Genomic DNA, 26,158 nt, shown 5'->3' with positions numbered 1-26,158 from the left:
CGGTGGAGATCGAACCGGCGTTTCACCACCGCTACGAGTGGGCGTACCGGTACCGGGAGACTCGTGATCGATCCCGCTAAAGCCGCCGTGGAGGGGCGATACGTCCGTCTCGAATCACGAAAGGGTCGAAGGGGCTGGAGTCGACTACTCGTCGTTTTCGTTTTCGTCGTCGTCGCCGCCACCGCCGGTGACGAGCGTCTGCTCGATCAGGTAGTGGACGCCGCGGCGGATCCGTTCGGACATCGCCTGGTGCGAGACGCCCTCCGCCTCGGCGAGTTCCGCCAGCGTCACCCCCTTCGGAACCTCGAAGTATCCCGCCTCGAAGGCGGCCATCAGTGCCTTCTGCTGTGGTCTCGTCATCTCCGGCTTCGCTCCGCGATACTCGTCGGTCCGGTGGATCCCGCGGACGTCGAGCGAGAACTCGTTGCGCCGAGCGAGCTCCTTCAGCTCCTGGGCCTGTTCGAGCGCGTCGCCCTCCGGAAACGAGACGCGGAGCGCCCACGCGCCGCCGCGGTTCGCCGCGTGGATGACCGTCCCCTGCTGTTCCGTCATGACGTGGACGAGGAGGTCGATCGGTTCGTTCCAGGTCATGCGGTAGGAGCGCTCGTCGGCCGACTCCGTCAGGACGGTGAGCGATCTGACCGTCGGATCGGCCTCGAGGGCGGCCTCGAGCGCGTCGAAGTCCGGCGCGCGTGCCCACAGGTAGGCCGTGATGCTGTCGGGCGCGTCGGCGACGACTCGACCGACCTCGAGCGTCGCGTCCGGGACCGACCTGAGCGTCTCGGAGAGGGCGAACTTCTCCCTCGGGACCTCGAACTCGACGATCAGCGCCATACACGTACGGAGACGGTAGGGGTAAAGACCCTGACGAAGCGTCGACAGCGATCGCACGCCGTTCGAGGAGGACGGTCCGAGAGCCTCGAGGAACGGGAAGGGTCGAGATCCGATGTCATGGCCTCCGTGACCGTCGAACGTCGGCGGGTTCGGCGTCGTGATCCGGCGCCGCCCCGCTTGGACGTGAACGGTTCCCGATGGCAATCCGAGTCAGTGGACGGAACGTCGGTCCCGGAGATGGGCGCCGAAACGGGACGATACGAAGGGCATGAACGCGTCCGAAGGGAGGGCGCCCCTTGGATGGCTCGCTGATTCGCGTATGGTCCCACGGATCGACACGGGCGCCCGAGACGCCTCGGCCCTGCCTCCTCGTGGAAATCGTCCGGACGGGTAAACGGCACCGTGGTCGATCAGCCATGAAGCCGTGCGGGATCAGTCGGTGTCCTCGAGCCCGCCGCCCGTCGACGCCGGACGGTCGCCGGCGCCGGGCACGGGGCTCGGGCCGGGTTCCTCGTCGACGACGCCGTCGGTCCAGGTCCCGCGAAGGAGGTAGAGCCCGGCGAGGACGACGATGACCACGTTCGTCAGCGCGTCCCCGAGGAAGACGCCCGTGGCGCCCATCCCCAGGGGTTCGGCGAGGCCGTAGGCCAGCAGCGGCCGGAGGACGATGAACCCGATGAGCGCGAAGGTCATCGCGATCCGGGTCGAGCCGCTGCCCCGGAACGCGCCCTGGACGACGTAGAAGACGCCGAGGAAGACGTACGATACGCCGACGATCCGGAGGTACTCGGCACCGATCGCCGTCACGTCGCCGGCGCCCGATCCGGTGATGAAGACGCCGATGATGGAGTCGGCGAAGAGATAGACCAGGACGCTGAAGCCGAGCAGACAGCCGGCGATGATCCCCGCGGCGGCGAACACGCCGCGTTTGGCGCGCTCGACCTGTCTGGCACCGAGGTTCTGGCCGACGACGGTCTCGACGCCGCGTGCGAGCCCGAGCGCCGGCAGCACGACCATCGACGTGACCCGGGTGCCGATCCCGTAGCCGGCGACCGCCGTCGGGCCGGCGATCGCCACCAGCGCGGTCAGGATCGTCACGCTGAACGCCTTGGTGCTGATCTCGACGCTCGCGGGCGTGCCGATGGTGATCAGCTGCTTGACGATCCCCGACTCGAGCCGGAAGTCGCCGGGCGAGAGCCGGATGCCGACCGAGCCCGACAGCAGCAGCCAGATCCCGACGCCGGCGGCGAGCCCGCGCGAGAGGATCGTCGCGAACGCCGCACCCTGCACCGCCCAGCCGTCGAACCCCGTGAGCGCGTACAGTTGGGCCTCGAGCGCCTCGAGGCCGAACCACGCGAAGACGACGTTGTTCTGGAACCCGAGGATGAAGAAGGGGTCGATGGCGACGTTGAGCACGACGCTCGCGGTCATGAGATACAGCGGCGTTCGAGTGTCTCCCCAGCCCTGCAGCAGCGACTGGAAGACGAAGAACGCGAAGATGAAGGGCATCCCGACGAACTCGGTTTGCGTGTAGGCGAGGGCGTACTCGTACTCGAGCGTCCCCGGCTCGGCGCCGATGAGTCGGAGCAGCGAGGGGGTGAGGACGAACCCGATGACGCCGAACGCGATCGAGAGCAGGCCCACGAACGTGATCGTCTGACCGGCGACGTGGCTGATCCGATCGAGATTGCCGGCGCCCTTGTTCTGGGCGACGAGCACCGTCCCGGCGACGTTGAAACCGATGGCGAAGCTGATGACCAGGAAGATGATCGCCCACGAGAACGACAGCGCCGAGACGGCCTCCTGGCCCAGTCGCCCGACCCAGAAGGTGTCGGCGAGGTTGTAGCCGACCATCAGCAGGTTGGTGAGAACGATCGGCACCGACAGCACGACCAGCGGCCAGACCAGCCCGCCGGAGACGACGTCGACCGCCCGGTCCGTGCCGCTCCGGCTCACTCGACCACCCCCGGCTCTGTGTCCTCCGCGAACAGCCGCGAGCAGAGGTAGGTCCGCAGCTCCTCACGGATCCCCGCGGACTCCGCCGCGTCGGTCGTCGCCTCCTCCTGCATCACGCCGTGGACGGTCGCGAGCAGCGTCGCGGCCACCTGATCGGGATCGACCTCGCGGAAGACCCCCTCCTCGATCCCGCGGCGAACCACCGCGGCGAAGCGCTCGCGGAAGAACCGATCGTTACGGGTGAAGTGCTCGCGGTAGGCCTCGTCGGTGGCGGCCTGGGCCCGGAGCTCGACCATCGCGGCCCTGAACTCCGCGCGCTCGGGGTCGAGGTCCGCCGGCAGCGCGTGATCGAGGATCGCCTCGAGATGCTCGCGGGCGTCGTCGTACTCGCGGTCGGGGATCGTCCCCTCGAAGCGCTCGAGCATGAACGAGAGGAAGTCGAGCAGGAGCTCGTCCTTCCCCTCGTAGTGGTGATAGAGCAGCGACTTGCTCTTCGGGAACTCGTCGCCGATCCGCTGGATCGTCAGCCCGGCGTAGCCGTGCTCGCAGAGCGCCCGATACGTCGCCTGCATGATGGCCTCGCGGGTGTCGGCCGGCTCGCTCTCGAAGAACTTCGCTGCCGTCATTGATTGAACGTTCATTCAGCGCCGACGGGTAAGACGGTTGTGATCGAACGCGGCGTCGGTCGACTCAGCGGCCATCGCGTTCTTCGACCCGCTCTCGGAGCGGAGCCCGAAGACGTAGTGATCTACCGCACAGGGAGGCGTACGAGCGGCTCGGTTCCCTGGAGCAGTGTGACCGCTCGAAGCGGAAAGAGGGGTGCTTCCGAGCGTCGACCATGAGCGCGGGAAGCACCGGACACCAGACGGCCGGGAGCTCATCCCTTCCTTCGGATCACCTGGTGCGGGGTCGCCCGTGACACGCAGCACGGACACGGCGGGGAGCCGTATCGGTGGCCGGGGCGACCTCCATCAGAGCGTAACGCCGTCAACGGCAAGTAGCTACTCGTCAGGACGTGTCTCACGGCATGCGACACGCCTCATTGTGTGCTGTTGTCGTGCGTCTGGAAGAGCCGTGCTATCCCTCGGTCGTGCTACCGGAAACCGACCTCCCGACGAGAGCGGTAGTGACGGTATGTCACATGAAGTCCGCGATGCCCGACTGCTTGTTCTGATCGTTCTCGAAGACGCTCTCGAGCGATCGGTCGAGGATCTTCAGGCGCTGTTTGGTGTACTCCCGACAGCCGTACTCCTCGGCGACGCGCATCGCGGTGTCCATGTACTTGTTCACCGAGCCCTGGTGGACGGTGAGGTTGACGTCGCCGTCGCACTCGCGACACGAGCCCGACAGCGGCATCCGTCGATACTTGGTCCCACACGAGAGACAGCGCGTCTCCTGGCTCGAAAAGGCTCTCAGGTTGCCGATCAGGTCGGGGAGGAAGTGGTACTCGATGACGCGTTCGGCGACGTCGGTCTCGTCGACGGCCCGCAGCTTCCGAGCGAGTTCGAGCTGGGCGTCCATCTTCTCCATCATCGAGCCGAGCGTCTTGTACGCCGAGAGGTCCGGCCCGAGCGCGAGGTTCGAGGTGTCGTGGGTGTGAGCGAAGCCGGCGTACTGCGCGTCGGTGCCCAGGGTGTCCTCGGCGATCGTGACGTCCACCGCCTCGGGGTCGGCCATCTCGAGGGTGGCTTCGTAGAACTCCAGCGGGTAGCGATCGACGATGTCCATGTTGTGGGCCTCGTCGTCGATCTCGTCGGGGTCGATCCGCGAGGACATCACGAGGGGAGCGTCCATCTGCCCGCCGCGCTTGTCGGGCAGGTACTCCTTCGAGAAGTTGAGCAGGCCGTCCATCAGCAGCATCACGCAGTCCTCGTCGCCGTCACAATTTCTTCTTTTTGCGGCGTGAAAATAAGGGTGGGCGTAGCCGACGGCCGCGCTCGTGAAGCCGACCACCCGGCCGACGACGGCCGCGCTCGTGTGGGGCGCCATCCCGAAGACGAGCTCGCCCACCAGGTCGTCGCGGTCCTCGATCCCGTAGAACGGCTCGAGTCCGTAGTAGTCAGTGAGTAGTTCGTCGACGAAGTCCGCCGTCTTCTGGAGGTTCTCCGCCGCGCCGTCCGAGAGGACGACGTCCTGGACTCGCAGCGAAACGAGCTGGTCGTCGTGTTCGAGGGGGTCGCCGCGGACGTCCTCGTGATAGCCAAGCTCGCGGAACTGCTCGACGGTGACGTCGAGCTCCGCCGGTCGGACGCTCGTCACCGGCAGGTCGGTCATGTCGTAGCGAACCGTGCCGTCCTTGAACGCGCTGATGCCGTGTTTCGCCCGGAGGATTCCCTTCTCCATCGGCTCGGGGGTGCTGTGCGAGGAGGTGAGCCCCTTTACGCCCTTCAGTATCTCGAAGGAACCCTCGCGCTCGTCGATGGCCTCGAGCGCGCCGCGGTAGACCTCGCGCAGCTCGATCGTCCGACGTTCGACGCTCGTTCCCTCGGTCTCACAGCGGGGACACTCGACGCGGCCGGCCTCGTCGGGTTCGAGCTCGCGGTCACAGTCGGGACACTCGTAATGGGGGAAGGTGTTCCCGCCGCAGTCGGGACAGCCGCCGCGGAAGGTGTGGGTTCCGCAGTTCTCGCACTCCCGACGGCCGATGGTCACCTCGATCTCGCCGGGCGTGTCGCGCATACCCGGCGCGTAGCGCGCGGCGTCGGCGACGTTTCGCTGGTTGCCGCCGGCCTCGCCGATCGGAAACAGAGTGTGGACGGCGGGGCTGAGCTCTCGTTTCTCGGACTTCTCGGGGCGGCCCATCCGGTTGCCGATCCGGGTGGGCGCGCGTTCGCGGACCGCGAACGGCGCCACCGCCTCGACGGCCTTCATCGCGTTCTCGCCGCCGTCCCATGCGTGAGCCTCCTCGGGGAGCTCCGACCAGGTTCGAGAGAGGTCGTCGTCGAACCCTATCGTCCGGACGAGCGCGCGCCACTCGGGAACCGAGAGGGTCTCGGCGGTCTGTCGGTGTTCGACCAGCAGCGTCTCGAGCGCCCGCCGAACCGTTTCGGTTCGGGCGAGTTCGAGCTCGCCGGCTCGCGGGTCATCCCCGCTCGCTTCCGAGGCCCGTTGGGCCTCGCTTGCCCTGATCTCGCCGTCCTCGACGGCGTCCGCGAGCGCCTCGAAGGTCTCGACCGAGAGATCGTGCCAGGGGTAGGTGTAGCGAGGGTGGAGCGGACAGTCGTACTCCAGTGCCCACTCGAGCGCCGTCTCGACGCTCGGCGCCTCGAGGTCGGCGTGCGGATCGTCCTCGAGCGCCTGGACGTCCGCGCCCGCCCGGTCGAACTCCTGGACCCACCACTCGACGGTGTAGGACGCCGGCGCGAGCGGGTGGTTGTTCTCGACGAACTCGCCGTAGTTGACGAGGTACTCGCCCAGATCGAGGATCCGCTCGACGCCGTTTCTGACCTCGAGTGCCTCCGCGGGGTCGTCGATCCGACGCACCTCGCCGTTGGCCAGCCTGACCGTGGGCCCCTCGATCGAGTCGACGGGGACGACCCCCGCCGCCTTCCCCGGTCGCTCGGTCTTGATCTGGGTGCCCGTCGCGAGGAAGTCGTCGATCAGATGCATCGTCGCGGGGTGGACGCCGGCGGTGGCGAAACCGTGGTTTCGCGCCCGCCCGTAGCGAAGCCGGAAGCCGCCGGATCGGGAGGGATGCGAGAAGACGGGCCGGCCCGCGATCAGATCCCGGAGGTACTTCGTCGCGGGCTCGACCCGCGGCGGGCCCGCGGGCTCGCGATCCTCGTCGGCCTCCCCTTCCTCGGCCGTGTCGTCCTCGTCTCCCTCGTCGGCGTCCTTGCCGATCGTCCCGTCGATGAGCTCCTGGAGCCAGGGCCAGTCGACCTCCTCGAGCTCGCGGGTGTAGCGCTGGATCTTCGGCGCCTTCAGCGCGATCCCCTCCGCGAGGACGAGACACATCCCCCCGCGGGCGTTGTTGGTGTCGACGCGATCGAGGTCGCGAAAGCCCGAGACCTCCTCGTCGCCCGTCGACTCCCCGTCGAGCATGATCGGGCAGTGCTCGGCGATGAACTTCGTCTCCTCGTCCTTGGGGGAGTACTGCAGGCCCGTCGTCTTGTCGTAGAGCCCCACCTCCTCGGCGTAGCGCTCGATCTCGTCGTCACGCGCGGCGTACTCGTCGATATCGAGCAGCGATCGGGTGTAGTCCGCGACCAGCACCGAGAGCGCCTGGGCGGTGCCGCCCGCCGACCGGATGGGACCGGCGTAGAAGACGCGGACGCACTCGGTGCCGTCGTCGTTCTCCATCAGCTCGACCCGATCGATCCCCTCGATCGGCGCGGCGACCACGCCCTCGGTGAGCAGCGCGACCGCGGTCCGGACGGCGCCCTCGATCTTCCCCTCCGACGTCTCGAACTCCCCCACCCGCCCCTCGGCGAAGTCCTCGGCGAGCGCGAGCGCCGCCTCCTCGCGGCTCATCTCCGTCTCGAGTTCGCGGACGCGCTCGGCGACGCCGGGAATGCCGAGGATGTTCTCGACCCGGTCGGCCATGTCCTTCGCGACGGGGATCTCGACCTCGGGGCGGGGATCGCCGCTACGCTCTCGGGCGTTCTCGGCCAGATCGAACGCCTCGTCGAGACGGGATTCGAGGCGTTCGAAGTAGCGCTCGTCTTCCGGGCGCATCTACAGCCAGAGGTCGAGTCCGGTCGTCTCGTCGGGCTCGCGGACGAGTTCGCCCTCGAGTTCGCGCAGGTAACACTCGCCGGAGAACACCGTTCCCGAGTTCAGATGGCCCGCGATGGCCTGTCCGCTCGGTCGCGAGAGCACCGCGTGGGTGTGGGCGAACCGCTCGGCACCGAGCCACGAGACGTTGCCCATGCAGGCGGCGACCTCGAGAGGCTCCTCGAAGGTGACCGCGTCGTACTCCCGCGACCGCTGGTCGTAGAACCAGAGTTCGGCGTCCTGGACGGCGCCCAGCGCGTAGAAGAACCCGGCGTCGACCTCCTGTTCGTTCGCGAGCGACTCGATCTCCTCGCGCCAGTCGGCGCCCGTCTCCATGGACGCGACGAACTCCCGGGTCGTCTCGACCTCGCGGTAGTGCATAGCGGGCCGGACGGCGGGCAGCGTCAAAAGGGTTTAGCTCCGGGTCAACAGCGCTCCGAAAGCACCACCGCGTCCTCGATCGCCATGGCGATCCACGCGTCGTCGGTGCTCGTGTCGGCGATGATGAGACGCGTTTTCGCGCCGTCGTCATCGACCGAGGCCATCACCTCGGGCTCGCCATCCACAGCGGACGCCGGTGTCGCCTTCGTGGACATATCGAGGTCCTGGTGACGGACCGTTATAAATCCGTTGGCACGAAATGGCCGTGGGATTTCTTCCGAGAGAAACCCCACGTTCGTCTGGTCGTCCGTTCGAACGGTGGACGTACAGCGTGTAAGCGTCGAGACCGGGGAGTACAAGGTAGCCGAGGTCATAGGCGGCGACCATGAACGTCGCTGACGCGATGACGCCCCGTCCGGAGCTCGTTACCGTCGAGCTTCCGGGGACGCGCGACGACGCGCTCGAGTATCTCCAGAAGGGCGGGTTCTCCTCAGTGCCGGTCGTAAAGGTCGAGGACGACACCGAGACGTTCCGCGGGCTCGTCTCGCGCGACAGCCTCATCGAGAACCCCGACGAGGACCAGCTCGCGCTGCTCCTGGAGGAGGTCCCGACGATCACCCAGGAGGCGACGGTCGAGGAACTCGCTACCCTGATGCTCCGCGAGCGGACGCGGCGGGTCCCGGTCGTCAACGGCGAACTCGAGGGGATCGTCACGATCACCGACGTGATCCGCGCGATCGCCACCGGCGACGCCGACGGCGGGACCGAGGTGGGGACGGTCGCCGCCCGACGGATCAACGCCGTCCACGCAGGAACGCCGCTTCCGGTGGCCGAACGCGAGCTCCACTACGCCGACGAGCCCTACGCGATCGTGCTCGACGACGACGCCGAACCGGCCGGCATCCTCACCGAGGTGGACGTCCTCGCGGTCGCGAACGTCGTCGAGGGCGAGGAACGCATCGGCGACAGCCTCGCCGACGACGACGACGACTGGAAGTGGGAGAGCATCAAGTCGGTCGGCAACCGCTACCTCCCGACCAGGAACGTCGAGCTTCCGACCGCGCCCGTCTCGGAGTTCATGACCGACGACGTCGTGACGGTGACGAAACGCAAGACCGCCCGCGAGGTCGCCCAGCTGATGATCCGCCACGACATCGAACAGATCCCGATGATGAGCGGCAACGACCTCGTGGGCATCGTCCAGGACAGCCACCTGCTGGAGGCGCTCGATGAGCGATAGCGCCAGCGAGCGCGAGTCGACCAAGCTCGCGGAGCTCGCGAAACGACGGGGCTTCTTCTTCCCGTCGAACGGCGTTTACGGGGGTGTCGCCGGCTTCTACACCTACGGACCCGAGGGCGCGGCGCTGAAACGCCACCTCGAGGAGGCCTGGCGCGACCGCTTCACCGTCCGGGAGGGCAACCGGGAGATCGAGGCACCGACGATCATGCCCGAAGCCGTCTTCGAGGCCTCCGGACACTTGGAGGGGTTCGACGACATGCTCGTCGAGTGTGCGGAGTGTGGCGAGAGCCACCGTGCCGACCACCTCGTCGAGGACGCCACCGCCATCGAGGACGCCGAATCGCTCTCGATCCCCGAGGTCGAGGAGCTGATCCGCGAACACGAACTGGTCTGTCCCTCCTGCGGCACGGCGCTCGCCGGCGAGCCCGTCGAGGAGTTCAACCTGATGTTCGAGACCACGATCGGCCCCGGCACCGGCCAGTCGGGCTACATGCGCCCCGAAACGGCGCAAGGCATCTTCGTCGAGTTCCCGCTGCTGGCGGAGTACGCACGCAACCAGCTGCCGTTCGGCGTGACGCAGATCGGGCCCGCCTACCGCAACGAGATCAGTCCCCGCAAGGGCGTCGTTCGGGTCCGCGAGTTCACGCAGGCCGAGCTCGAGCTGTTCGTCGACCCCGAACGCGACGAGCCCGACCTCTCCCGGGTGGCGGACGTCGAGCTGACGCTCTACTCCATCGACGAGCAGCGCGAGGACGGCACGGCGTACCTCGAGACCACGGTGGGCGAGGCGGTCGAGGAGGGCGTCATCGCCAGCGAGTGGGTCGCCTACTACCTCGGGATCGCCCAGGAGTGGTACGAGCGGATCGGCATCGACACGGACCGGTTCCGCTTCCGCCAGCACTTACCCGGCGAACGGGCCCACTACGCCTCCGACTGCTGGGACGCCGAGGCCGAACTCGGCGGGGACTGGGTCGAGATCGCCGGCTTCGCCTACCGTGGCGACTACGACCTCGCGAAACACGCCGAACACTCCGGCGAGGAGTTCACCGTCTTCGAGCAGTACGACGAACCGATCCGAACGGAACGCGCGACCGTCGACCCCGACATGAGCTACCTGGGACCCGAGTTCGGCGCCGAGGCGGGCGAGATCGCCGACGCGCTCGAACGGCTCGCAGAACGCGATCGGACGGCGTTCGAGGGTGAGACGGTGGCGGTCGAGTCGGACGGGGAGGCCTACGATATCCCGACGGAGAAGACCGGCTTCGCGGTCGAGGAGGTCACCGAGTCGGGAGAGCACGTCACACCCCACGTCGTCGAGCCCTCCTTCGGCGTCGGTCGGACGCTCTACGCCGTCTTCGCCCACGCCTACCGCGAGGACGAGGTCGACGGCGAGTCGCGGACCTACCTCGCGCTCGATCCCGAGGTGGCGCCGACCACCGTCGGCGTCTTCCCGCTGATGGACCGCGACGGGCTCGGCGAGCGCGCCCGCGAGCTGCTCGCGGAGCTGCGCTCGGCCGGCTTCGAGGCGAGCTACGACGACTCGGGCAACATCGGACGGCGGTACCGGCGCCAGGACGAGGTCGGGACGCCCTTCTGCGTGACCGTCGACTACGAGAGCCTCGAGAGCGGGGGCGTGACCGTCCGCGAACGCGACTCGACCGAACAGGTCCGGGTGCCGATCGCCGGGCTCGTGGACGTGCTCGCGGACCTGCGCGACGGGGAGCGCTCGTTCGAGGCGATCGCCGAGGAGTACGACGAGGAGCTCTCCGCCGGCGCCGAGAACGCACCGAACTGAGTATGGTATCGCTCGAAACCGTTCCCCACGTCGATCGCACGAAAGCGTGCGATCTATCGTGCGTCGGCGTTCAATCGACACCATAGTGGCCGAGATCGGCCGGCGGCTGATACACGCGAGCGGGACGGCGGCGCCGGCGAGCTACCTGCTCGGCGTGCTCACGTGGGAGCAGTTGGGCTGGCTGCTCACGATCGGACTCGTCGCGGTGTTCGTCCTCGAGGCGATCCGCCTTCGAGTCGGGCTCGACTGGTGGATCTACGAGAACCTCACCCGCGAGTACGAACGGGAGAAGGTCGCGGGCTACGCGCTGTACATGGTCGGGATGGTCCTCGCGAGCGCGTTCCCGCCGGCGATCGGCGTACCCGCGATGTTGATGCTCGCGATCGGCGATCCGCTCGGCGGCTACCTCGGCGGCGGGAGCCGGAGGAAGGGTGTCGGCGCGATCGCCGCGGTGTTCGTCGTCTGCTTCGCGCTCGCGATCCCGTTCGTTTCGCCGGGCGTGGCGGCCCTGGGGGCGCTCGCGGCGACCGCCGCGGACGGCTATCTCGTCTCGATCCAGGGGTACGTGATCGACGACAACCTGACGATCCCCTTCGCGTCCGCGGTGACGATGTGGCTGGCGACCACGCTGCTCTGAGCGGCGGCGTTACGTCCCCGTTCGCGAACCGTCTCCAGTGGTCTCGAGGATCAGCCGCGCCGCCTCCTCGGGAGCGTCCCAGTGGAGGTAGTGGCCGGCGTCCTCGAACCAGTACCAGCGTGCGTCGGGGAACCGTTCCCTGGCACGTCTCGCCTGGCGTGGAAGGGTGAGTCGATCCTCGTCTCCCCATCCGATCACGACCGAGCCGGACGTGGAGTCCGTCCCCTGCTGGGCCGGACCGAACGCCAGTCGGTACGCCAGTTCGTCGAAGACGGGCGACTCGGCGAAGGTGCGCAGCTCCTCCTCGACGACGTCGGCGGGAAGCTCCCACGGGCGCGCCGAGAGCTGAGCGAGCAGTAGCGTACGGCCCACGGCGCTGGCGGCGAGACGACCCCTCGCGGGCTGGAGCGCGCGAACGAGCCGGATCGAGGGTGCGATCGTGGCGTAGAAGAAGTAACGTTCCCACCCCTTCCAGAACCCGCCGGGGGCGAGCGCGACGGTGTCGTCGACCTCGTCACGGCGTGCCAGTTCGAGAACGAGCCGCGCACCCATGGAGTTCCCGACGGCATCGACCCCGGTGAGGTCCTGGGCTTCCAGGAAGGAGGTGACCGCCTCTGCGAGGGTGTCCATCGACGTCTCATCGGGCAGGGGTGGGGTTTCACCGTGGCCGGGAAGGTCGATCGCAACCACTTCGCGCTCCGCGGCCAGCCGATCGAGAACGGGCTCCCACGTCCGCCAACTGCCGCCGAGGCCATGAACGAGCAGCAGCGGTTCGCCCGTTCCCCGCCGCACGTGATTCATCTCCATGATCGTTGGTTCGGTTCCACCCGGGTATGAGTTCCGACCGCGGTGAAACGCGGGTCGTCGACGAACCGACCACTTCCACCGCGCCACGCGAACGCTTAACCACGAGAGCGGACAAGAACGCCCAATGGCCGCCACGGACGAGCAAACACACCACGTGGACCATCCGCTTCTCGAACCGGGGTTCATCGAACGCCGCCTCTACCAGCTCCAGCTCGCGGGGACCGCGAAGGACGCCCACACGCTGGTCTGTCTCCCGACCGGGCTGGGCAAGACGACGGTGAGCCTGCTCGTCACCGCCCAGCGCCTCGACGATCTGGGCGGGAAGGCGCTCTTTCTCGCGCCGACCAAGCCGCTCGTCGAGCAGCACGCGGAGTTCTACCGCGAGGCGCTCTCGATCCCCGACGAGGAGATCGTCGTCTTCACCGGCGAGGTCCGTCCCGCGGAGCGGGCGGCGCTGTGGGACGACGCTCGGGTCGTCATCGCCACCCCACAGGTGGTCGAGAACGACCTCGTCGGCGGGCGGATCTCGCTCGAGGAGGTCGTCCACCTGACGTTCGACGAGTGTCACCGCGCGACCGGCGACTATTCCTATGTGTATATCGCCGAACGCTACCACGGGGACGCGGAGAACCCCCTCGTCACGGGGATGAGCGCCTCGCCCGGCGGCGACGAGGAGGCGATCCTCGAGGTGTGTGAGAACCTCGGGATTCGCGAGGTCGAGGTGATGACCGAGGAGGACGCCGACGTCGACGAGTACACCTACGACACCGACGTCGAGTGGAACCGGATCGAGGTCCCGGAGGAGATCATCGAGATCCGCGACGCGCTCAACGAGGTGGTCAAAGACAGGTTGGAGAAGCTGAAGGATCTGGGCGTGATCGACTCCGCCCGGGTCGATATCTCGCGAAAGGAGCTGTTCGGCGTGCGAAGCGAGCTTCAGAAGCTGATCCAGAACGATCAGTCGGAGGGCTATACGGGCATGTCGATCCACGCGGAGGTGATGAAGCTGAAACACGCCGTCGAGGTCGTCGAGTCCCAGGGCGTCGAGTCGCTCGAGGCGTACTTCGAGCGCCTTCGCAACGAGGCCCGATCCTCGGGCGCGTCGAAGGCGAGCCAGCGGCTCGTTTCGGAACCCAAAGTTCGAGAGGCGATGCGCCGGGCCGAGGCGTACGACGACCTCCACCCGAAGCTCTCGGAGACGCGCCGACTGGCGATCGAGACGCTGGTCGACGGCGGAAAGCGGGTGATCGTCTTCACGGAGTTCCGCGACACCGCGGAAACCCTCACCGACTTTCTGGGCGAACACGTCGACGCGCGGCGGTTCGTCGGCCAGGGCGATAAGGAGGGCAGTTCGGGAATGACCCAGAAGCAGCAGAAGGAGGTGCTCGACGACTTCCGCGCGGGCGAGTTCGAGGTGCTGGTCTCGACCTCCGTCGCGGAGGAGGGCCTCGACGTGCCCGAGGTCGATCTCGTGTTGTTCTACGAGCCCGTGCCCACCGCCATCCGCTCGATCCAGCGAAAGGGGCGGACGGGCCGACAGACCGAGGGCCGGGTCGTCGTGCTGCTCGCGGAGGACACCCGCGACGAGGCGTACTTCTGGATCTCCCGACGGCGGGAGAAGGAGATGGAGTCCGAACTACGGAAACTGAAAGGCGTGGCGGGAGAGGTCGAGGAGCAGCTCGATTCGAGCCAGCGTCAGCTGGCGGACTTCGACGCCGGCGAGTCGGACGACGGGCTCGACCACGGCCTGGAGTCGTTCGGTTCGGCGGACGCGGAGGGGACGGCCGAGGAGGCCGACGACGTTGACGAGCCGGAGGAGGCCCTCGAAAGTGAGGAGGAGCCGACGGTCGCGCGAGCGGAGCCCGCGGAGGACGGGATCGAGATCGTCGCCGACCAGCGCGAACTCGACTCGACGATCGCCCGCGACCTCTCGACCCGGGAGGAGATCGACGTCCGTCTCGAGACGCTCGAGGTGGGCGATTACGTGCTCTCGGATCGCGTGGCGGTCGAGCGAAAGTCGGTGGCGGACTTCCTCGATACCCTCGTCGGCGGCGATCGCTCGGTGTTCGAGCAGGTGGGCGACATGGCGCGCCACTACGCCCGTCCGGTCGTGATCGTCGAGGGCGAACGCCTCTACGAGGAGCGAAACGTCCACCCCAACGCGATCCGGGGGGCGCTCTCGAGCCTCGCGATCGACTTCGGCGCCTCGGTGCTGCGAACCGAGGACGAGGCCGACACGGCGGAACTGCTCGCGGTGATCGCGGGGCGCGAACAGCGGACCGCCGACCGGGAGGTCCAGGTCCACGGCCGGAAGTCCTCGAAGACGCTCGCCGAACAGCAGGAGTACGTCGTCGGCGCGATCGCCGACATCGGTCCCGTGACGGCACGGTCGTTGCTGGAACACTTCGGCAGCGTCGAGGACGTACTGACCGCAAACGAGGACGAACTTCTCGACGTGGCGGGCGTCGGCGAGGTCACCGCGGGCCGGATCCGCGAGGTGGTCGCGAGCGCGTACGACCCCCAGTAGGTCTTCAAGGCTCCTAGAACGGACTCAGGGTCCCATAGTTATCCGAGGGGTAGTCTTATCAGTTGTGGATAGAACGTTCATCCAGAAAGGGATGAGTTTCACAACCGTATCGGACGAAGTCGACTCGAAGCCGGAACGTTCGTTGTACGGGAATCCACACCACGACGTAGACGTCGAGAACGACTGGGAGGTCGGGTACTACGGGAAGCGAGCCCCCAAGAGGGGCCGGAGCCGACCGAGTTCCTGCCGGCAGTAGAGCCCCGAGGCGGGTTCGACGGGAGCGAGGGAATGCGGCAGCGACCCCCCGAGTCCGGAGAGCGCTCGCGGGCACGTCCGATCGATCGTATCGCCCCGTAACGTCCGGGATCGGCGGCTCCGACGGTCGACGTTCGGACCCCGATCACTTCGGGCATACGTTTATGTCATCAGCCGTCCATACTTTACTCGAATTCGAGCAATGTCTCTCACAGTACGGCAGCGGTCGACGAACGGCCCAGAGTCGTGGTACGGTGAACCACAACACGACGTCTGCGAGGACGACGGATCGATCGAGTTCGAGCGATACGGCGAGCCGAACCACGAGCAGCCGCCGGAACCGCCCGAGTTCGTCCCCGGAATCGAGTACCGGCCGGGGCGAGCGATCGACGGACCCGCGCGAGCGAAGCGCACGATGCCGGTGCTGCGGATCGGCGACTAAGCGGTCTGCTCGCGGAGTTCGGTCCGACGGATCTTCCCGGTGACCGTCTTCGGTAGCTCCTCGACGAACTCGATCTCGCGGGGATACTCGTGGGCGGCGAGTTCGCTTCTGACGTGGTTCTGTATCTCCTCGACGAGTTCGTCGGAGGGATCGGTTCCCTCGCTGAGGACGACGTAGGCCTTCACGACGTTGCCCCGCTCGCGGTCGGATTTGGGAACGACGGCGGCCTCGGCCACCGCGGGGTGTTCGCCCAGCGAACTCTCGACCTCGAACGGGCCGATCCGGTAGCCCGAGGAGATGATCACGTCGTCCGCACGCCCCTCGAACCAGAAGTAGCCGTCCTCGTCGAGGTAGCCCAGATCGCCCGAGAGATACCAGTCGTTCACGAAACACGCCTCGGTCTTCTCGGGTTGCTCCCAGTAGCCCGCGAAGAAGCAGGGGTAGTCGCCCCGCTGGGCGATCTCACCCGTTTCACCCGGCGCCAGCGGTTCCCCGCTCTCGGGATCGACGACCGTCGCCTCGATCCCGGGTAGGGGTTTGCCCATGCTCCCGGGTCGAAGCTCCATCGTCGGATAGTTGTTGATGATCATGTTGCCCGTCTCGGTCTGGCCGTAGGTGTCGTGGATCGTCACGCCCAGCACGTCCTCGCCCCACTCGACGACGCCCGCGCTGAGGGGCTCGCCGATCGAGAGCGCGTGGCGCAGGTCGAGATCGACGTCCTCGAGGAGCGTCTCGTTCTCCCGCAGCATCCGATAGGCGGTGGGGACGCTGAACAGCACCGTAACGGGGAACTCGTCGAGCAGACCCGCCCACGTCTCGGGGTCGAACTCCCCCTCGTACGTGAGCTGGCTCGTCCCCCAGAACCACGCCCCGAGCGTGTTGATCGGCCCGGTGAGCCAGCCCAGATCCGCGGTCGACCAGTAGAGGTCGCCCTCCTGGAGGTCGACGGCGTAGCGTTGGGTGGCCGCGACGCCCGCGATCCAGCGGTGTTTGTGGAGGACGCCCTTCGCACGGCCCGTGGTGCCGCTCGTGTAGTAGAGCAGCGCGTCGTCCTCGCCGTCCGTTCGAGCGACCTCGAACTCGGGGCTCGCCGACTCGCATTCCTCGTGGTAGTCGAGGTCGCCCTCGCGACCCTCCCCGACGACGAGCACGTGCTCGACCGAGGGGACGTCCTCCAGGGCGCGGCCGACCGTCTCGCGGTTTTCGGCGGTCGTGACGACGGCCTTCGCGTCGCAGTCGTCGAGCCGGTAGGCGATCCCGTCGGGGCCGAAGCGCTCGTTGACCCCGCCGAAGACGGCGCCCGCCTTCAGCGTCCCTACGAGCGCGACGTAGTGTTCGGGGACCCGCGGCATGTAGGAGAACACCCGGTCGCCGCGCTCGACGAGCCCGTCGAGAACGTTCGCGAACCGGTTCGATCGCTCCGCGAGGTCGCCGAAGGTGAGCGTCTCTCGCTCGCCGTCGACTCCGGCGTACTCGAGCGCCACGTCGTCGTCGGGGTGGCGATCACAGACCTCGTGGGCGACGTTTAGTTCATCCGGCGCGTCCCAGTCGGCCTCCTCGAAGACGTCGGCCCACTCGAAACGTTCGCGGAGGTCGTCGTACTCCTCCATGTTGTGTGTTGGCATCGGTCGAAACTGCGGTCGAGAACGTCATAAATCACCGTGGTGGTCGGGAACTTTTTGCGGCGGCCGCTCCATCGGGCGGTCATGTCCCTCACCGATCGTGTCGAAGGGATCGTCCACGAGGAGACCCAGCGCCACGACAGGGGGCTGGACCTCACCGTCGCGGAGATACACGAGATCGACGAGCCGGGACGCGTGGACTTCGGCGGCGACGAACTGTCCGACGCCGGGCTGTCGTCCCACGAGCGGACGCTTCGCAATCCCGGAGACGACTACGGCTGGTGGTACCTCGACGCCGGCGGCTACCTCCTCGAGTACAACGAGGCACTGAGCGACGGGGAGCCGCTGACGCTTCAGACGCGAGAGGCGGTCCGCGCTCGCGGGGCGTTCCACCCGACCGTCACCGTCGAAACCCTGGATCGGATGCCGCTGTGGGTCGGCGGTAGCGGAATCCGGCTGAAGGAGAACGCCCGCGTCTCGACGCTGCTCCCGTCCGAGCGATAACGGTGGCCGACCCCGTACGCTCCTGTCCGGACCACGGCTACTTCACACGCGAGGCGTGTCCGGTCTGCGGGGCGATCAGTGAGAACGTCCTCGGCGGCGAACGCCGGACGCGGCTCTCGAAGTTCGCGAGCGGCGCGCTGCGACACTTCCCGGACGACGCCGGCCTCTCGCTCGACGAGCGGGGGTGGGCCGACTACGACGCGTTCGTCGCGATCGTCACCGACCGGTACGGCTGGGCCGAGCCTGAACACGTCGAGGCGACCATCGCGACCGACCCGAAGGGCCGGTTCGAACGCCTCGATGGACGGGTGCGCGCCGCCTACGGCCACTCGGTCGACGTGGACCTCGACGCGCCCGAGACGCCCGTCCCGGACCGACTCTACCACGGAACCTCCCCCGAGTCGGTCGAGGCGATCCGTGAGGAGGGGCTACGGCCGATGAGCCGCCAGCAGGTCCACCTCTCCGAGACGGTCGAGGAGGCACGCGAGGTGGGCCGGCGACACGCAGCCGATCCCGTCGTGTTCGAGGTCGACGCCGCGGGGATGACGGCCGACGGCCGGCGGGTCGTCCGCCGGGGCGAGGGGGTCTACACCACCGACCGGGTGCCTCCGGAGTACCTGCGCCTCGAGACGGACGCCGAGCCGTGATCGTGCTCCTCTGTGGCCCGCCGGGGGTCGGGAAGACGACGCTCGCGACGCGGGTGGTCGACCGGCTGCGGGCGCGCGGGGCGACGATCGGTCTGCTGCACTCCGACGACTTCGCCAGCCGGACCTACGAGCGGATGTACGAACGCGTCGAGCACGAGGGCGAGGACTGGCTGCTCGATGGGACGTTCTACAGACGCGAGTGGCGCGAGCGGTTTCGCGGTCTCGACGAGGTGTGCATCGTCCACGTTACCGCGAGCCTCGAGAGCTGTCTCGAGCGGAACCGGCGGCGATCGGACCCGATCAGCGAGACGGGCGTTCACGTGGTCTACCGGGAGTTCGAGGCGCCGCGAGCGGAGCTGACGATCGACACGGACGAGCTCTCGGAGGAGGAGGCGGTCGACCGACTGTACGAGGCGATCGAGGAGCGACGTTAGCGGCCGTCGAGCGTCTCGAGGGTCGCCGCCGCCTCGCGAGCGGCCTCGAGGAACTCGCGGGCGCGCCGAGGGTCCTCCGCGTCGCCCGCGCGCCGCGAGAGACGCGCGATCGTCGCGGCGAGCGCCTCGCGAGCGCCGACGAGGTCGTCGTTCGTATCCGTACCCACGTCGACGTCCGGGGTCGGTCTCGGTTCGTCCGCTGGCGCGGCGGTTCCGACGGACGACGAGGGGTCGGACGACTCCGCCGCGTCCGGTTCCCGGACCTCCGAGGGCTGGGAGGCGGTGTCGGTCGGCTCGGTCCGTTGCTCGTCGGCCAGCCGGCGGGCCTCGGCCTCGGATTCGGGAGCCGTGTCGGCGGGATCGGGTGACTCGCCTCCGGCCTCGGATCCCTGGGAAGGGGTCGCCTCGCCGCTCGACGCGGCCTGGCAGGACGGACAGAACTCCTGGCCCTCGTAGCGGAAGATCGGGCTACCACAGGCGTCACAGTGACGGTTGGTCATCGTCGCGCCCTGCAGGAGGAGTTCGCTCATCCGTTGGGTCGCCTGGCGGTCCTCCTGTTCGGCCTCGTACTTCCGGCGGAGCTTCTCGCGTTCGGCCTCCTTGTCGAACTCGCTCATACCTCCATGCAGGGTGCTTTCGCGCAAAAGCGCTGTGACTCGGTTCGTCGGGGCTGCGGGCGGCGTCCGACCGCCGACGATCGTCGGCAATCGTCGAACGCGAATACGCGCGCTGACGTGAGAATGCTACACTTCGACACGTTTAACGGTCCGCGCGTGGCGAGTATACGTGATTATGACCAAAGTGAGCGTCGTCGGTGCGGCCGGAACGGTCGGCGCGGCCGCCGGCTACAGCATCGCAATGCGGGACGTCGCGGACGAACTCGTCCTCGTGGACATTCCCGAGAAGGAGGACGACGTGGTCGGACAGGCGGCGGACACGAACCACGGCGTCGCCTACGACGCCAACACCACCGTGCGCCAGGGCGACTACGCCGCGACCGAGGGCTCGGACGTCGTCGTCATCACGGCGGGCATTCCCCGTTCGCCGGGCCAGAGCCGGCTGGATCTCGCGGGGGACAACGCCCCGATCATGGAGGACATCGGCTCCTCGCTCGCCGAGCACAACGACGACTTCGTCACGATCACCACCTCGAACCCCGTCGACCTGCTGAATCGCCACCTCTACGAGACGGGCGATCGGAGTCGCGAGCAGGTGGTCGGCTTCGGCGGCCGACTCGACTCCGCGCGGTTCCGCTACGTGCTCGCGAAACGCTTCGATACGCAGGTGCAGAACGTCGAGGCGACCATCCTCGGCGAGCACGGCGACGCTCAGGTGCCGGTGTTCTCGAAGGTGCGCGTCGACGGTACCGACCCCGAGTTCTCCGACGACGAGAAGGAGGAGATCCTCGAGGAGCTCACCGAGAGCGCGATGGACGTCATCGAGCGGAAGGGTGCGACCGAGTGGGGCCCCGCCGCGGGGGTCGCCCACATGGTCGAGGCGGTGCTTCGCGACACCGGCGAGGTGTTCCCGGCGTCGATCCCGCTCGACGGCGAGTTCGGCCACAGCGACGTCGGCCTCGGCGTTCCCGTGAAGCTCGGAGACGGGGGCGTCCAGGAGGTCGTCGAGTGGAACCTCGACGAGTACGAGCGCGAGCAGCTCGGCTCGGCGGCCGACAAGCTCGACGAACAGTACGACGAGATCAGTCAGTAGCGTCGTTCCTCGTCGTCGTCCTCCCTCTCGTCGGGCAGTTTCTCCCCGAGCAGCGCCGCCCATTCGGTCAGCCGTGACCGGTCGTCCCGTCGGTACATGGCGTGTGGGGGCTAGATCACGAACGTCGCTATAATCGTTGTGCCGGCACGAGTGGCGGTAGCGAGGGCGTGCTCAGGGAACGACCTGCTCGCCGTCGTCGTCGTAGAGCGTGATCGCATCGACCGGACAGACCCGGGCGGCCATCTCGGCGTCGAACTCCTCGCCCTCGGGCACCTCGCGGACGAATCGGCCCTCCTCGTCCTCCTCCGCGCCGGCCAGGTCCGCCTTCCCCGCGTCCATGTCCTTCTCGAAGGCGTCCCACTCGTCGACGCACTGGTAGATCCCGATGCAGGTGTCCCGATCGTACTCGATTCGCATACCCGGGGTTGTGCCGTCGTTCCTAAAGCTATGACGGACGGAACGGTGCCCGACGACGACCGGTCACAGTCGACCGCGAGTCGATTCCCGTCGGAGGGCGACAGTTTAAACCCGACGACGGGCCAATCACGGGTAATGGATACCGCGGAGCTTTCGGGCCTCCCCGCGGGGGTGACGGACCACCTCCGCGAGGAGGGCATCGAACAACTCTACCCGCCGCAGGCGGAAGCGGTGGAGGCCGGCGTTCTGGAGGGAAAGAGCGTCGTCGCGAGCGTCCCCACCGCGAGCGGGAAGACCCTGATCGCCGAGCTCGCGATGCTTGCCTCCGTCGAGCGGGGCGGCAAGGCGCTGTACATCGTTCCCCTGCGGGCGCTCGCGAGCGAGAAGAAACGCGAGTTCGAGCGTTTCGAGGAGTTCGGCGTCTCGGTGGGGGTCTCGACCGGCAACTACGAGTCCGACGAGGAGTGGCTCGCGAGCCGCGACGTGATCGTCGCCACCAGCGAGAAGGTCGACTCCCTGATCAGGAACGGCGCGCCGTGGATCGAGGAGCTCTCCTGCGTCGTCGCCGACGAGATCCACCTGGTCGACGACGCCAACAGGGGACCGACCCTCGAGGTGACGCTCGCGAAGCTCCGCCAGCTCAACCCCTCGTTGCAGACGGTGGCGCTCTCCGCCACGGTAGGGAACGCCGGCGAGATCGCGGACTGGCTCGACGCCGAACTCGTCCACTCCGAGTGGCGGCCGATCGACCTGCGGATGGGCGTCCACTACGGGGGGGCCCTGCAGTTCGACGACGGCTCACAGGAGGAGTTCGCGGTCGGGCGAAACGAGAACCCGACGACCGCGCTCGTGAGCGACGCACTGGAGGACGGCGGCTCCTCGCTGGTGTTCGTCAACTCCCGACGGAACGCCGAGGCCGCCGCACGCCGGCTAGGGGGCGCCGTCGAACCCCACCTCTCGGGCGAGGAGCTGGCCGACCTCTCGGAGCTCGCGAGCGAGGTCCGCGACGTGAGCGACTCGGAGACCAGCGACGACCTGGCTGACGCGGTCGAGAACGGCGCGGCGTTCCACCACGCGGGGCTGGCTCGCGAACACCGCACGCTCGTCGAGGACGCCTTCCGCGACCGGCTGATCAAGACGATTAGCGCGACGCCCACCCTCGCGGCAGGCGTGAACACGCCCAGTCGGCGGGTGATCGTCCGCGACTGGCAGCGCTACGACGGCGGCGCCGGCGGGATGAAGCCGCTCGCCACACTCGAGGTCCACCAGATGTGCGGGCGGGCGGGCCGGCCCGGGCTGGATCCGTACGGCGAGGCGCTGTTGCTCGCGAGCAGCCACGACGAACTCGACGAGCTTTTTGAAAGGTACGTCTGGGCGGATCCCGAGCCCGTCCGCTCGAAGCTCGCGACCGAGCCCGCCCTCCGAACGCACGTGCTCGCCACCGTGGCCTCGGGGTTCGCGAGCTCGCGGGAGGGGCTGCTGGAGTTCCTCGAACGAACGCTGTACGCAACCCAGTCGACCGATCCCGGCCGACTCGAGAGCGTGACCGACCGGATGGTAGACTACCTCGAACGAAACGGCTTCCTGGAACGCGACGACGAGGGCATCCGGGCGACGGGAATCGGCCACACCGTCTCGAGGCTCTATCTCGACCCGATGAGCGCCGCGGAGATGATCGACGGGCTTCGCGACGTCGCGGGGGAGGCGAAGGCGTCTACGGAGGACGCCGAGGGGAGGCCGAGCGCGCTGGGCCTCTACCACCTCGTCTCGCGCACGCCGGACATGTGGGGGCTCTACCTCCGCTCGGGCGATCGCGAGACGTTCACGGAGCTCGCCTACGAGCGCGAACCCGAGTTCCTCGGCGACATGCCCAGCGAGTTCGAGACCGAGCGCTTCGAGGACTGGCTCTCGGCGCTCAAGACCGCGAAACTCCTGGAGGACTGGGCGAGCGAACTCGAGGAGGACCGCATCACCGAGCGCTACGGGATCGGCCCCGGCGATCTCCGGGGGAAGGTCGAGACGGCCCAGTGGCTGTTGAACGCCGCCGAACGGCTGGCGATCGAACTCGACCTCGGCGCCGACGTCGTGACGCGGATCAGCGCCGCCCGCCAGCGGGTCGAACACGGCGTGGGCGAGGAGCTACTGAGCCTCGCAGGCGTCGGCAACGTCGGCCGGGTCCGCGCCCGGCGGCTCTACGAGGCGGGCATCGAGACCCGCGACGACCTGCGAAACGCGGACAAACGTGTGGTCCTCGGGGCGCTCAGAGGCCGGGAGAAGACCGCCGAGACGATCCTCCGCAACGCTGGCCACCCCGATCCCGACCTCGAGAACGTCGAGGCCGACGAGTCAGCGGCCGCGGCGGCCGAGAGCGACGGCGCGAAAGAAGGAGGCCAGGCCGGCCTGGGGGACTTCTAGTGGAGACGACGACCGGTACGGCCGAAATCGGGAACCTCGATGCCTTTCTCGATGAGCTGGATCGGATCGGGCGGGCGACCGACTGTGCGATCCAGGCGCTGGACGCGCGCTACGTCGCCGGCCCCGAACAGCTCGAACGCGCCGTCGCACTCGCGAATCGGTCGTTCGAGCGCGGCGAGAACGTCGCCCGGGAGCGAGGCGTCGAGATCCTGCTGTACGCCGCGGGGCGCCGTCAGATCAACCGCGCCTTCGAGATCGGCGTGAGCGAGGGGGCCCGTGAGATCGTGCTCGTCGCGGACGGCGAGAACGAGAAACGCGCGGTCGAAGCGCTCGAGGAGCTGCTCGACGGCGGAGGCTGGGAGCCCGGCGAGCGGGCCGACGCCGAACGAATCAGCGAGTTCTACGGGATCACCGACGTCGAACGCGCGGCGACCGACGCCTCGTTGTGCGACCTGGTCTGTGAGCGTGTCGCGCTGCTCGAGGTCGAGAAGTAAACGAGGCGAATGCAGGACCAAGCGTTATGCGCGAGGCGGGCGAACGTCGAGACATGAGCGAACGTGACCCGGATCGCGATCCTCAACGCAGCGCGCGGGAACGCCAGCGCGAGCGTGCCGAGGCGGCCGAATCGGCCGCGGCAGGCGAGTTCGGGGAGATGCTCTCGGATCACAAGTTCCCGACGACGAGCGAGGAACTGGCGGTCGACTACGGCGACGAGCCGATCGACATGGCAAACGAGACCGAGTCGATGGGGAGCGTCCTCGACCGCCTCGAGGGCGAGCGCTTCGAGAGCATCCAGGAAGTCGAGGAGGCAGTCTCGAACGAGCTCACGGGGAGCGAGGCCGGCCCCGAGGAGTACAACGACGAACGCGACCTGACGGAGCTCGAGGACGAGGTCCCGGAGGAGGAAGAGCGCGACCAGCCCCAGGGTCCGCTGTAGTCGGGTACGACGACCGAAGTCACGGAGACCTGACGAACTCGGGGCCGAATCCCTTACGTCCCGCCGCCCGTACTGAGACCATGCCCCCACACGTCGCCGATCCCGTCGATATCGGCGGCCTCACCCTCACGAATCGCCTGTATCGCGCCCCGCTTCTCGAGTGTGCCGGAAACGGCCCCGACGCCGTCGACGTCCTGATCGACGAGCTTGAGCCCGCCGCCGCGGCCGGTGCGGGGCTGCTCTTCCAGGGCGCGACGATCGTTCGCAAGGAGGGCGGCTGTGCCGCTCCCGGCATGACGCGCGTCCACGACCGCTCGTTCGTCTCTCGCTTGACTCGGCTGACCGACGCGATTCACGAACACGGCTCGCGGATCTTCCTCCAGCTCGAACACGGCGGGCTGCGGAGCATGGAGACGTGGCACGCGGGCTATCGCGACGAGCGTTCCGACCTCCGACAGCTCGCGGTCTCCGAACCCCCCCTTCCCCTCCGCGTAGCCGATCGATTCGGGCTCCTCGAGTACGACCCGCACGTGCTCTCGACCGACGAGGTGTACGAACTGGCCGCGGACTTCGGCCGTTCGGCGGGGTACGCGATCGAGGCGGGCTACGACGGGATCCACCTCGCGGGCGCAAACATGGGAATCGTCCAGCAGTTCCTCTCACCCTTCTACAACCGACGCGACGACGAGTTCGGCGGCGATCTCGAGAGTAGGACCCGCTTTCTGCAGGTCGTCCACGACGAGATCCGCGAGCGCGCCGGCGACGTTCCGCTGGTGACGAAGGCGCCCGCCGAGACGGGGAGTCCGCGAGTCGTACGTCGCCGACTGAGCGAGCGCGACGCGGTCGAGATCTGCCGGGCCTGCGAGTCGATCGGCTTCGACGCGGTCGTCCCCGTCCGTGGATCGGTCTTCTGGGACATGAGCGTCGTCCGCGGCGAGCACCCCGATCGGGCCTGGCACGACGAGCGGTTCCAACCAGGGTACGAGGCGGCGTTCGGCCCCCGATGGCGATGGAGGACGGTCGCGATCGCGAACCGGCTTCACGCCCGCCGGTTCGGGTTCGAGCCCGCGTGGAACGCCGCACTCTGTCGACGGGTGCGAGAGCACGTCTCGATTCCCGTGCTCTGTGAGGGCGGGATCCGCGAGCCGAACCGGATCGACTCCCTGTTGGGCTCGGCCTGCGACGCGGTCGGGATGGGCCGGCCGTTCTACGCCGAACCGCGGCTCCCGGCGCGCGTGCTCGCGGGCGAGGGCGTGGTCTGTGAGAACTGCAACAACTGCACCGTCCCGCAGGTGACGGGTGCCGACGGCGTCTGTCGCACCCCGAGCGTGCTGGCGAGGCGGGGCGAACTCGCCCGGGAGGGAGCCTACGAGTGGTGACGATCGAGCCGCTGTTCGTTCTCGCCGTCGCGCTGCTGATCGCGGGCGTCGTGGGCAGCTTCGTTCCGCTCGTTCCGGGGGTAGCGCTCTCGCTCGCGGGGATCTATCTCTACTGGTGGGGAACGGGCTACGCCGAACCCGGGCTCCTCTTTCTGGCCGTCGCGACGGTCGTCGGACTCGTGACGCTCCTCCTCGACTACCTCTCGAGCGTGATCTCGGCGAGCGCGAGCGGGGCGTCGATGCGGACGGCCGCGATCGCCGGGGTCGTCGGCCTCGTCGCACTGGTGATCACGGGCCCGATCGGCATGCTGATCGGCGTCGTGGTCGCGACCTTCGTCCTGGAGTACGAACGATCGGGCGACGTCGAGCGGAGCCTGCGGACGGGGGTCTACACCTCGATCGGGATGCTCGCTTCGAGCGCGATGCAGGCGCTGATCACCGGCGCGCTGCTCGTCGGATTCCTGATCGCGGTCTGGTAGCCCTCGTCGGGATCGACGGCACCG

24 protein-coding genes are annotated in these 26,158 nt (G+C 68.1%); 14 read left to right on the top strand and 10 right to left on the bottom strand.

Annotation, left to right across the window (positions count from 1 at the left end):
• Positions 1 to 144: 144 nt before the first annotated feature.
• The 6 genes from V0Z78_RS01075 to V0Z78_RS01050 form a co-directional block, all read right to left on the bottom strand.
• Complete coding sequence (locus tag V0Z78_RS01075; RefSeq protein WP_336342769.1) at positions 145 to 834, bottom strand: helix-turn-helix domain-containing protein; 690 nt, start codon at positions 832 to 834, stop codon at positions 145 to 147.
• Positions 835 to 1,266: 432 nt separating this feature from the next.
• Entirely contained in the window at positions 1,267 to 2,790 is a 1,524-nt protein-coding gene (locus V0Z78_RS01070) for an MATE family efflux transporter (protein WP_336342768.1), read from the bottom strand.
• Positions 2,787 to 3,416, bottom strand: coding sequence for a TetR/AcrR family transcriptional regulator (locus V0Z78_RS01065; RefSeq protein ID WP_336342767.1), 630 nt, complete (start codon positions 3,414 to 3,416; stop codon positions 2,787 to 2,789). Before V0Z78_RS01065 ends, V0Z78_RS01070 begins: the two co-directional genes overlap by 4 nt.
• A 511-nt stretch (positions 3,417 to 3,927) precedes the next feature.
• Positions 3,928 to 7,467 carry a DNA polymerase II large subunit gene (locus tag V0Z78_RS01060; RefSeq protein WP_336342766.1) on the bottom strand — a complete coding sequence of 1,180 codons (3,540 nt, stop codon included), beginning with the start codon at positions 7,465 to 7,467 and terminating at the stop codon, positions 3,928 to 3,930.
• Complete coding sequence (locus V0Z78_RS01055; protein ID WP_336342765.1) at positions 7,468 to 7,887, bottom strand: PPC domain-containing DNA-binding protein; 420 nt, start codon at positions 7,885 to 7,887, stop codon at positions 7,468 to 7,470. It lies immediately after the preceding gene.
• Positions 7,888 to 7,931: 44 nt separating this feature from the next.
• On the bottom strand, positions 7,932 to 8,102 hold the full coding sequence (locus V0Z78_RS01050; protein WP_336342764.1) for a DUF7556 family protein: 171 nt from the start codon (positions 8,100 to 8,102) through the stop codon (positions 7,932 to 7,934).
• 170 nt (positions 8,103 to 8,272) lie between these two features.
• Here V0Z78_RS01050 and V0Z78_RS01045 point away from each other — a divergent pair, with 170 nt between their 5' ends.
• From V0Z78_RS01045 to V0Z78_RS01035, 3 genes are all read left to right on the top strand, one after another.
• Positions 8,273 to 9,127, top strand: coding sequence for a CBS domain-containing protein (locus V0Z78_RS01045; RefSeq protein ID WP_336342763.1), 855 nt, complete (start codon positions 8,273 to 8,275; stop codon positions 9,125 to 9,127).
• Entirely contained in the window at positions 9,117 to 10,922 is a 1,806-nt protein-coding gene (glyS, locus tag V0Z78_RS01040) for a glycine--tRNA ligase (RefSeq protein ID WP_336342762.1), read from the top strand. Before V0Z78_RS01045 ends, glyS begins: the two co-directional genes overlap by 11 nt.
• Before the next feature lie 85 nt (positions 10,923 to 11,007).
• The gene (locus V0Z78_RS01035) at positions 11,008 to 11,559 is read left to right on the top strand and encodes a dolichol kinase (RefSeq protein ID WP_409338658.1); all 552 of its coding nucleotides are present in this window, start codon (positions 11,008 to 11,010) and stop codon (positions 11,557 to 11,559) included.
• A gap of 9 nt (positions 11,560 to 11,568) precedes the next feature.
• Here V0Z78_RS01035 and V0Z78_RS01030 read toward each other — a convergent pair whose 3' ends face one another.
• Positions 11,569 to 12,366: an alpha/beta fold hydrolase gene (locus V0Z78_RS01030; protein WP_336342761.1), complete on the bottom strand. Its 798-nt coding sequence runs from the start codon at positions 12,364 to 12,366 to the stop codon at positions 11,569 to 11,571.
• Between the two features lie 124 nt (positions 12,367 to 12,490).
• On the opposite strand from V0Z78_RS01030, the gene V0Z78_RS01025 reads away from it, so the two are divergent.
• Together V0Z78_RS01025 and V0Z78_RS01020 are read left to right on the top strand one after the other, a co-directional pair.
• Entirely contained in the window at positions 12,491 to 14,893 is a 2,403-nt protein-coding gene (locus V0Z78_RS01025) for a DEAD/DEAH box helicase (RefSeq protein ID WP_336342760.1), read from the top strand.
• Between the two features lie 457 nt (positions 14,894 to 15,350).
• Positions 15,351 to 15,590: a hypothetical protein gene (locus tag V0Z78_RS01020; protein ID WP_336342759.1), complete on the top strand. Its 240-nt coding sequence runs from the start codon at positions 15,351 to 15,353 to the stop codon at positions 15,588 to 15,590.
• Here V0Z78_RS01020 and V0Z78_RS01015 read toward each other — a convergent pair.
• Entirely contained in the window at positions 15,587 to 17,215 is a 1,629-nt protein-coding gene (locus tag V0Z78_RS01015; RefSeq protein ID WP_336342758.1) for an acyl-CoA synthetase, read from the bottom strand. The two genes, V0Z78_RS01020 and V0Z78_RS01015, sit on opposite strands and share 4 nt — an antisense overlap.
• 81 nt (positions 17,216 to 17,296) lie before the next feature.
• On the opposite strand from V0Z78_RS01015, the gene V0Z78_RS01010 reads away from it, so the two are divergent.
• Genes V0Z78_RS01010 through V0Z78_RS01000 form a run of 3 tightly spaced genes read left to right on the top strand, consistent with a single transcriptional unit; the run spans position 17,297 to position 18,797 of the window.
• A complete protein-coding gene (locus V0Z78_RS01010) occupies positions 17,297 to 17,716 on the top strand; it encodes a dCTP deaminase/dUTPase family protein (RefSeq protein ID WP_336342757.1) in 420 nt (139 codons plus the stop codon).
• A 2-nt stretch (positions 17,717 to 17,718) separates the two neighbouring features.
• Positions 17,719 to 18,363 (top strand): RNA 2'-phosphotransferase, encoded by a 645-nt coding sequence (locus V0Z78_RS01005; RefSeq protein WP_336342756.1) that lies wholly within the window; start codon positions 17,719 to 17,721, stop codon positions 18,361 to 18,363.
• Entirely contained in the window at positions 18,360 to 18,797 is a 438-nt protein-coding gene (locus V0Z78_RS01000; RefSeq protein ID WP_336342755.1) for an AAA family ATPase, read from the top strand. The genes V0Z78_RS01005 and V0Z78_RS01000 overlap by 4 nt, the downstream gene beginning before the upstream one ends.
• Here the strand turns inward: V0Z78_RS01000 and V0Z78_RS00995 are convergent.
• Entirely contained in the window at positions 18,794 to 19,414 is a 621-nt protein-coding gene (locus tag V0Z78_RS00995) for an Sjogren's syndrome/scleroderma autoantigen 1 family protein (RefSeq protein WP_336342754.1), read from the bottom strand. The genes V0Z78_RS01000 and V0Z78_RS00995 overlap by 4 nt on opposite strands.
• A 175-nt stretch (positions 19,415 to 19,589) precedes the next feature.
• On the opposite strand from V0Z78_RS00995, the gene mdh reads away from it, so the two are divergent.
• Positions 19,590 to 20,507 carry a malate dehydrogenase gene (gene mdh / locus V0Z78_RS00990; RefSeq protein ID WP_336342753.1) on the top strand — a complete coding sequence of 306 codons (918 nt, stop codon included), beginning with the start codon at positions 19,590 to 19,592 and terminating at the stop codon, positions 20,505 to 20,507.
• 171 nt (positions 20,508 to 20,678) lie between these two features.
• On the opposite strand, the gene V0Z78_RS00985 is transcribed toward mdh, so the two are convergent.
• A complete protein-coding gene (locus tag V0Z78_RS00985; protein WP_336342752.1) occupies positions 20,679 to 20,924 on the bottom strand; it encodes a ferredoxin in 246 nt (81 codons plus the stop codon).
• 135 nt (positions 20,925 to 21,059) lie between these two features.
• On the opposite strand from V0Z78_RS00985, the gene V0Z78_RS00980 reads away from it, so the two are divergent.
• The 5 genes from V0Z78_RS00980 (at position 21,060) to V0Z78_RS00960 (ending at position 26,134) form a co-directional block, all read left to right on the top strand.
• Positions 21,060 to 23,339, top strand: coding sequence for an ATP-dependent DNA helicase (locus tag V0Z78_RS00980; RefSeq protein WP_336342751.1), 2,280 nt, complete (start codon positions 21,060 to 21,062; stop codon positions 23,337 to 23,339).
• On the top strand, positions 23,339 to 23,833 hold the full coding sequence (gene cgi121, locus V0Z78_RS00975; protein ID WP_336342750.1) for a KEOPS complex subunit Cgi121: 495 nt from the start codon (positions 23,339 to 23,341) through the stop codon (positions 23,831 to 23,833). Before V0Z78_RS00980 ends, cgi121 begins: the two co-directional genes overlap by 1 nt.
• A gap of 53 nt (positions 23,834 to 23,886) precedes the next feature.
• Positions 23,887 to 24,276, top strand: coding sequence for a DUF5789 family protein (locus V0Z78_RS00970; RefSeq protein WP_336342749.1), 390 nt, complete (start codon positions 23,887 to 23,889; stop codon positions 24,274 to 24,276).
• A gap of 80 nt (positions 24,277 to 24,356) precedes the next feature.
• Positions 24,357 to 25,655, top strand: coding sequence for an oxidoreductase (locus tag V0Z78_RS00965; protein WP_336342748.1), 1,299 nt, complete (start codon positions 24,357 to 24,359; stop codon positions 25,653 to 25,655).
• Complete coding sequence (locus tag V0Z78_RS00960; RefSeq protein WP_336342747.1) at positions 25,649 to 26,134, top strand: DUF456 domain-containing protein; 486 nt, start codon at positions 25,649 to 25,651, stop codon at positions 26,132 to 26,134. Before V0Z78_RS00965 ends, V0Z78_RS00960 begins: the two co-directional genes overlap by 7 nt.
• Positions 26,135 to 26,158 lie beyond the last annotated feature (24 nt).

Source organism: Halalkalicoccus sp. CG83, assembly GCF_037081715.1.
GTDB lineage: Archaea > Halobacteriota > Halobacteria > Halobacteriales > Halalkalicoccaceae > Halalkalicoccus > Halalkalicoccus ordinarius.
Note: the sequence above shows the minus strand (reverse complement) of the source record. Positions and strands in the feature narration are given on the sequence as shown.

Excerpts from the sequence above, each read along its gene's own strand:
- V0Z78_RS01030 (WP_336342761.1), bottom strand. The coding sequence starts at position 12,366 with ATGGAGATGAATCACGTGCGGCGGGGAACGGGCGAACCGCTGCTGCTC.
- V0Z78_RS00995 (WP_336342754.1), bottom strand. The coding sequence starts at position 19,414 with ATGAGCGAGTTCGACAAGGAGGCCGAACGCGAGAAGCTCCGCCGGAAG.
- V0Z78_RS01045 (WP_336342763.1), top strand. The coding sequence starts at position 8,273 with ATGAACGTCGCTGACGCGATGACGCCCCGTCCGGAGCTCGTTACCGTC.
- V0Z78_RS01060 (WP_336342766.1), bottom strand. The coding sequence starts at position 7,467 with ATGCGCCCGGAAGACGAGCGCTACTTCGAACGCCTCGAATCCCGTCTC.
- V0Z78_RS01065 (WP_336342767.1), bottom strand. The coding sequence starts at position 3,416 with ATGACGGCAGCGAAGTTCTTCGAGAGCGAGCCGGCCGACACCCGCGAG.
- glyS (WP_336342762.1), top strand. The coding sequence starts at position 9,117 with ATGAGCGATAGCGCCAGCGAGCGCGAGTCGACCAAGCTCGCGGAGCTC.
- V0Z78_RS00980 (WP_336342751.1), top strand. The coding sequence starts at position 21,060 with ATGGATACCGCGGAGCTTTCGGGCCTCCCCGCGGGGGTGACGGACCAC.
- V0Z78_RS01055 (WP_336342765.1), bottom strand. The coding sequence starts at position 7,887 with ATGCACTACCGCGAGGTCGAGACGACCCGGGAGTTCGTCGCGTCCATG.
- V0Z78_RS01010 (WP_336342757.1), top strand. The coding sequence starts at position 17,297 with ATGTCCCTCACCGATCGTGTCGAAGGGATCGTCCACGAGGAGACCCAG.
- V0Z78_RS01075 (WP_336342769.1), bottom strand. The coding sequence starts at position 834 with ATGGCGCTGATCGTCGAGTTCGAGGTCCCGAGGGAGAAGTTCGCCCTC.
- V0Z78_RS01015 (WP_336342758.1), bottom strand. The coding sequence starts at position 17,215 with ATGCCAACACACAACATGGAGGAGTACGACGACCTCCGCGAACGTTTC.
- V0Z78_RS01020 (WP_336342759.1), top strand. The coding sequence starts at position 15,351 with ATGTCTCTCACAGTACGGCAGCGGTCGACGAACGGCCCAGAGTCGTGG.
- V0Z78_RS01025 (WP_336342760.1), top strand. The coding sequence starts at position 12,491 with ATGGCCGCCACGGACGAGCAAACACACCACGTGGACCATCCGCTTCTC.
- V0Z78_RS00985 (WP_336342752.1), bottom strand. The coding sequence starts at position 20,924 with ATGCGAATCGAGTACGATCGGGACACCTGCATCGGGATCTACCAGTGC.
- V0Z78_RS01050 (WP_336342764.1), bottom strand. The coding sequence starts at position 8,102 with ATGTCCACGAAGGCGACACCGGCGTCCGCTGTGGATGGCGAGCCCGAG.
- V0Z78_RS00965 (WP_336342748.1), top strand. The coding sequence starts at position 24,357 with ATGCCCCCACACGTCGCCGATCCCGTCGATATCGGCGGCCTCACCCTC.
- V0Z78_RS00970 (WP_336342749.1), top strand. The coding sequence starts at position 23,887 with ATGAGCGAACGTGACCCGGATCGCGATCCTCAACGCAGCGCGCGGGAA.
- mdh (WP_336342753.1), top strand. The coding sequence starts at position 19,590 with ATGACCAAAGTGAGCGTCGTCGGTGCGGCCGGAACGGTCGGCGCGGCC.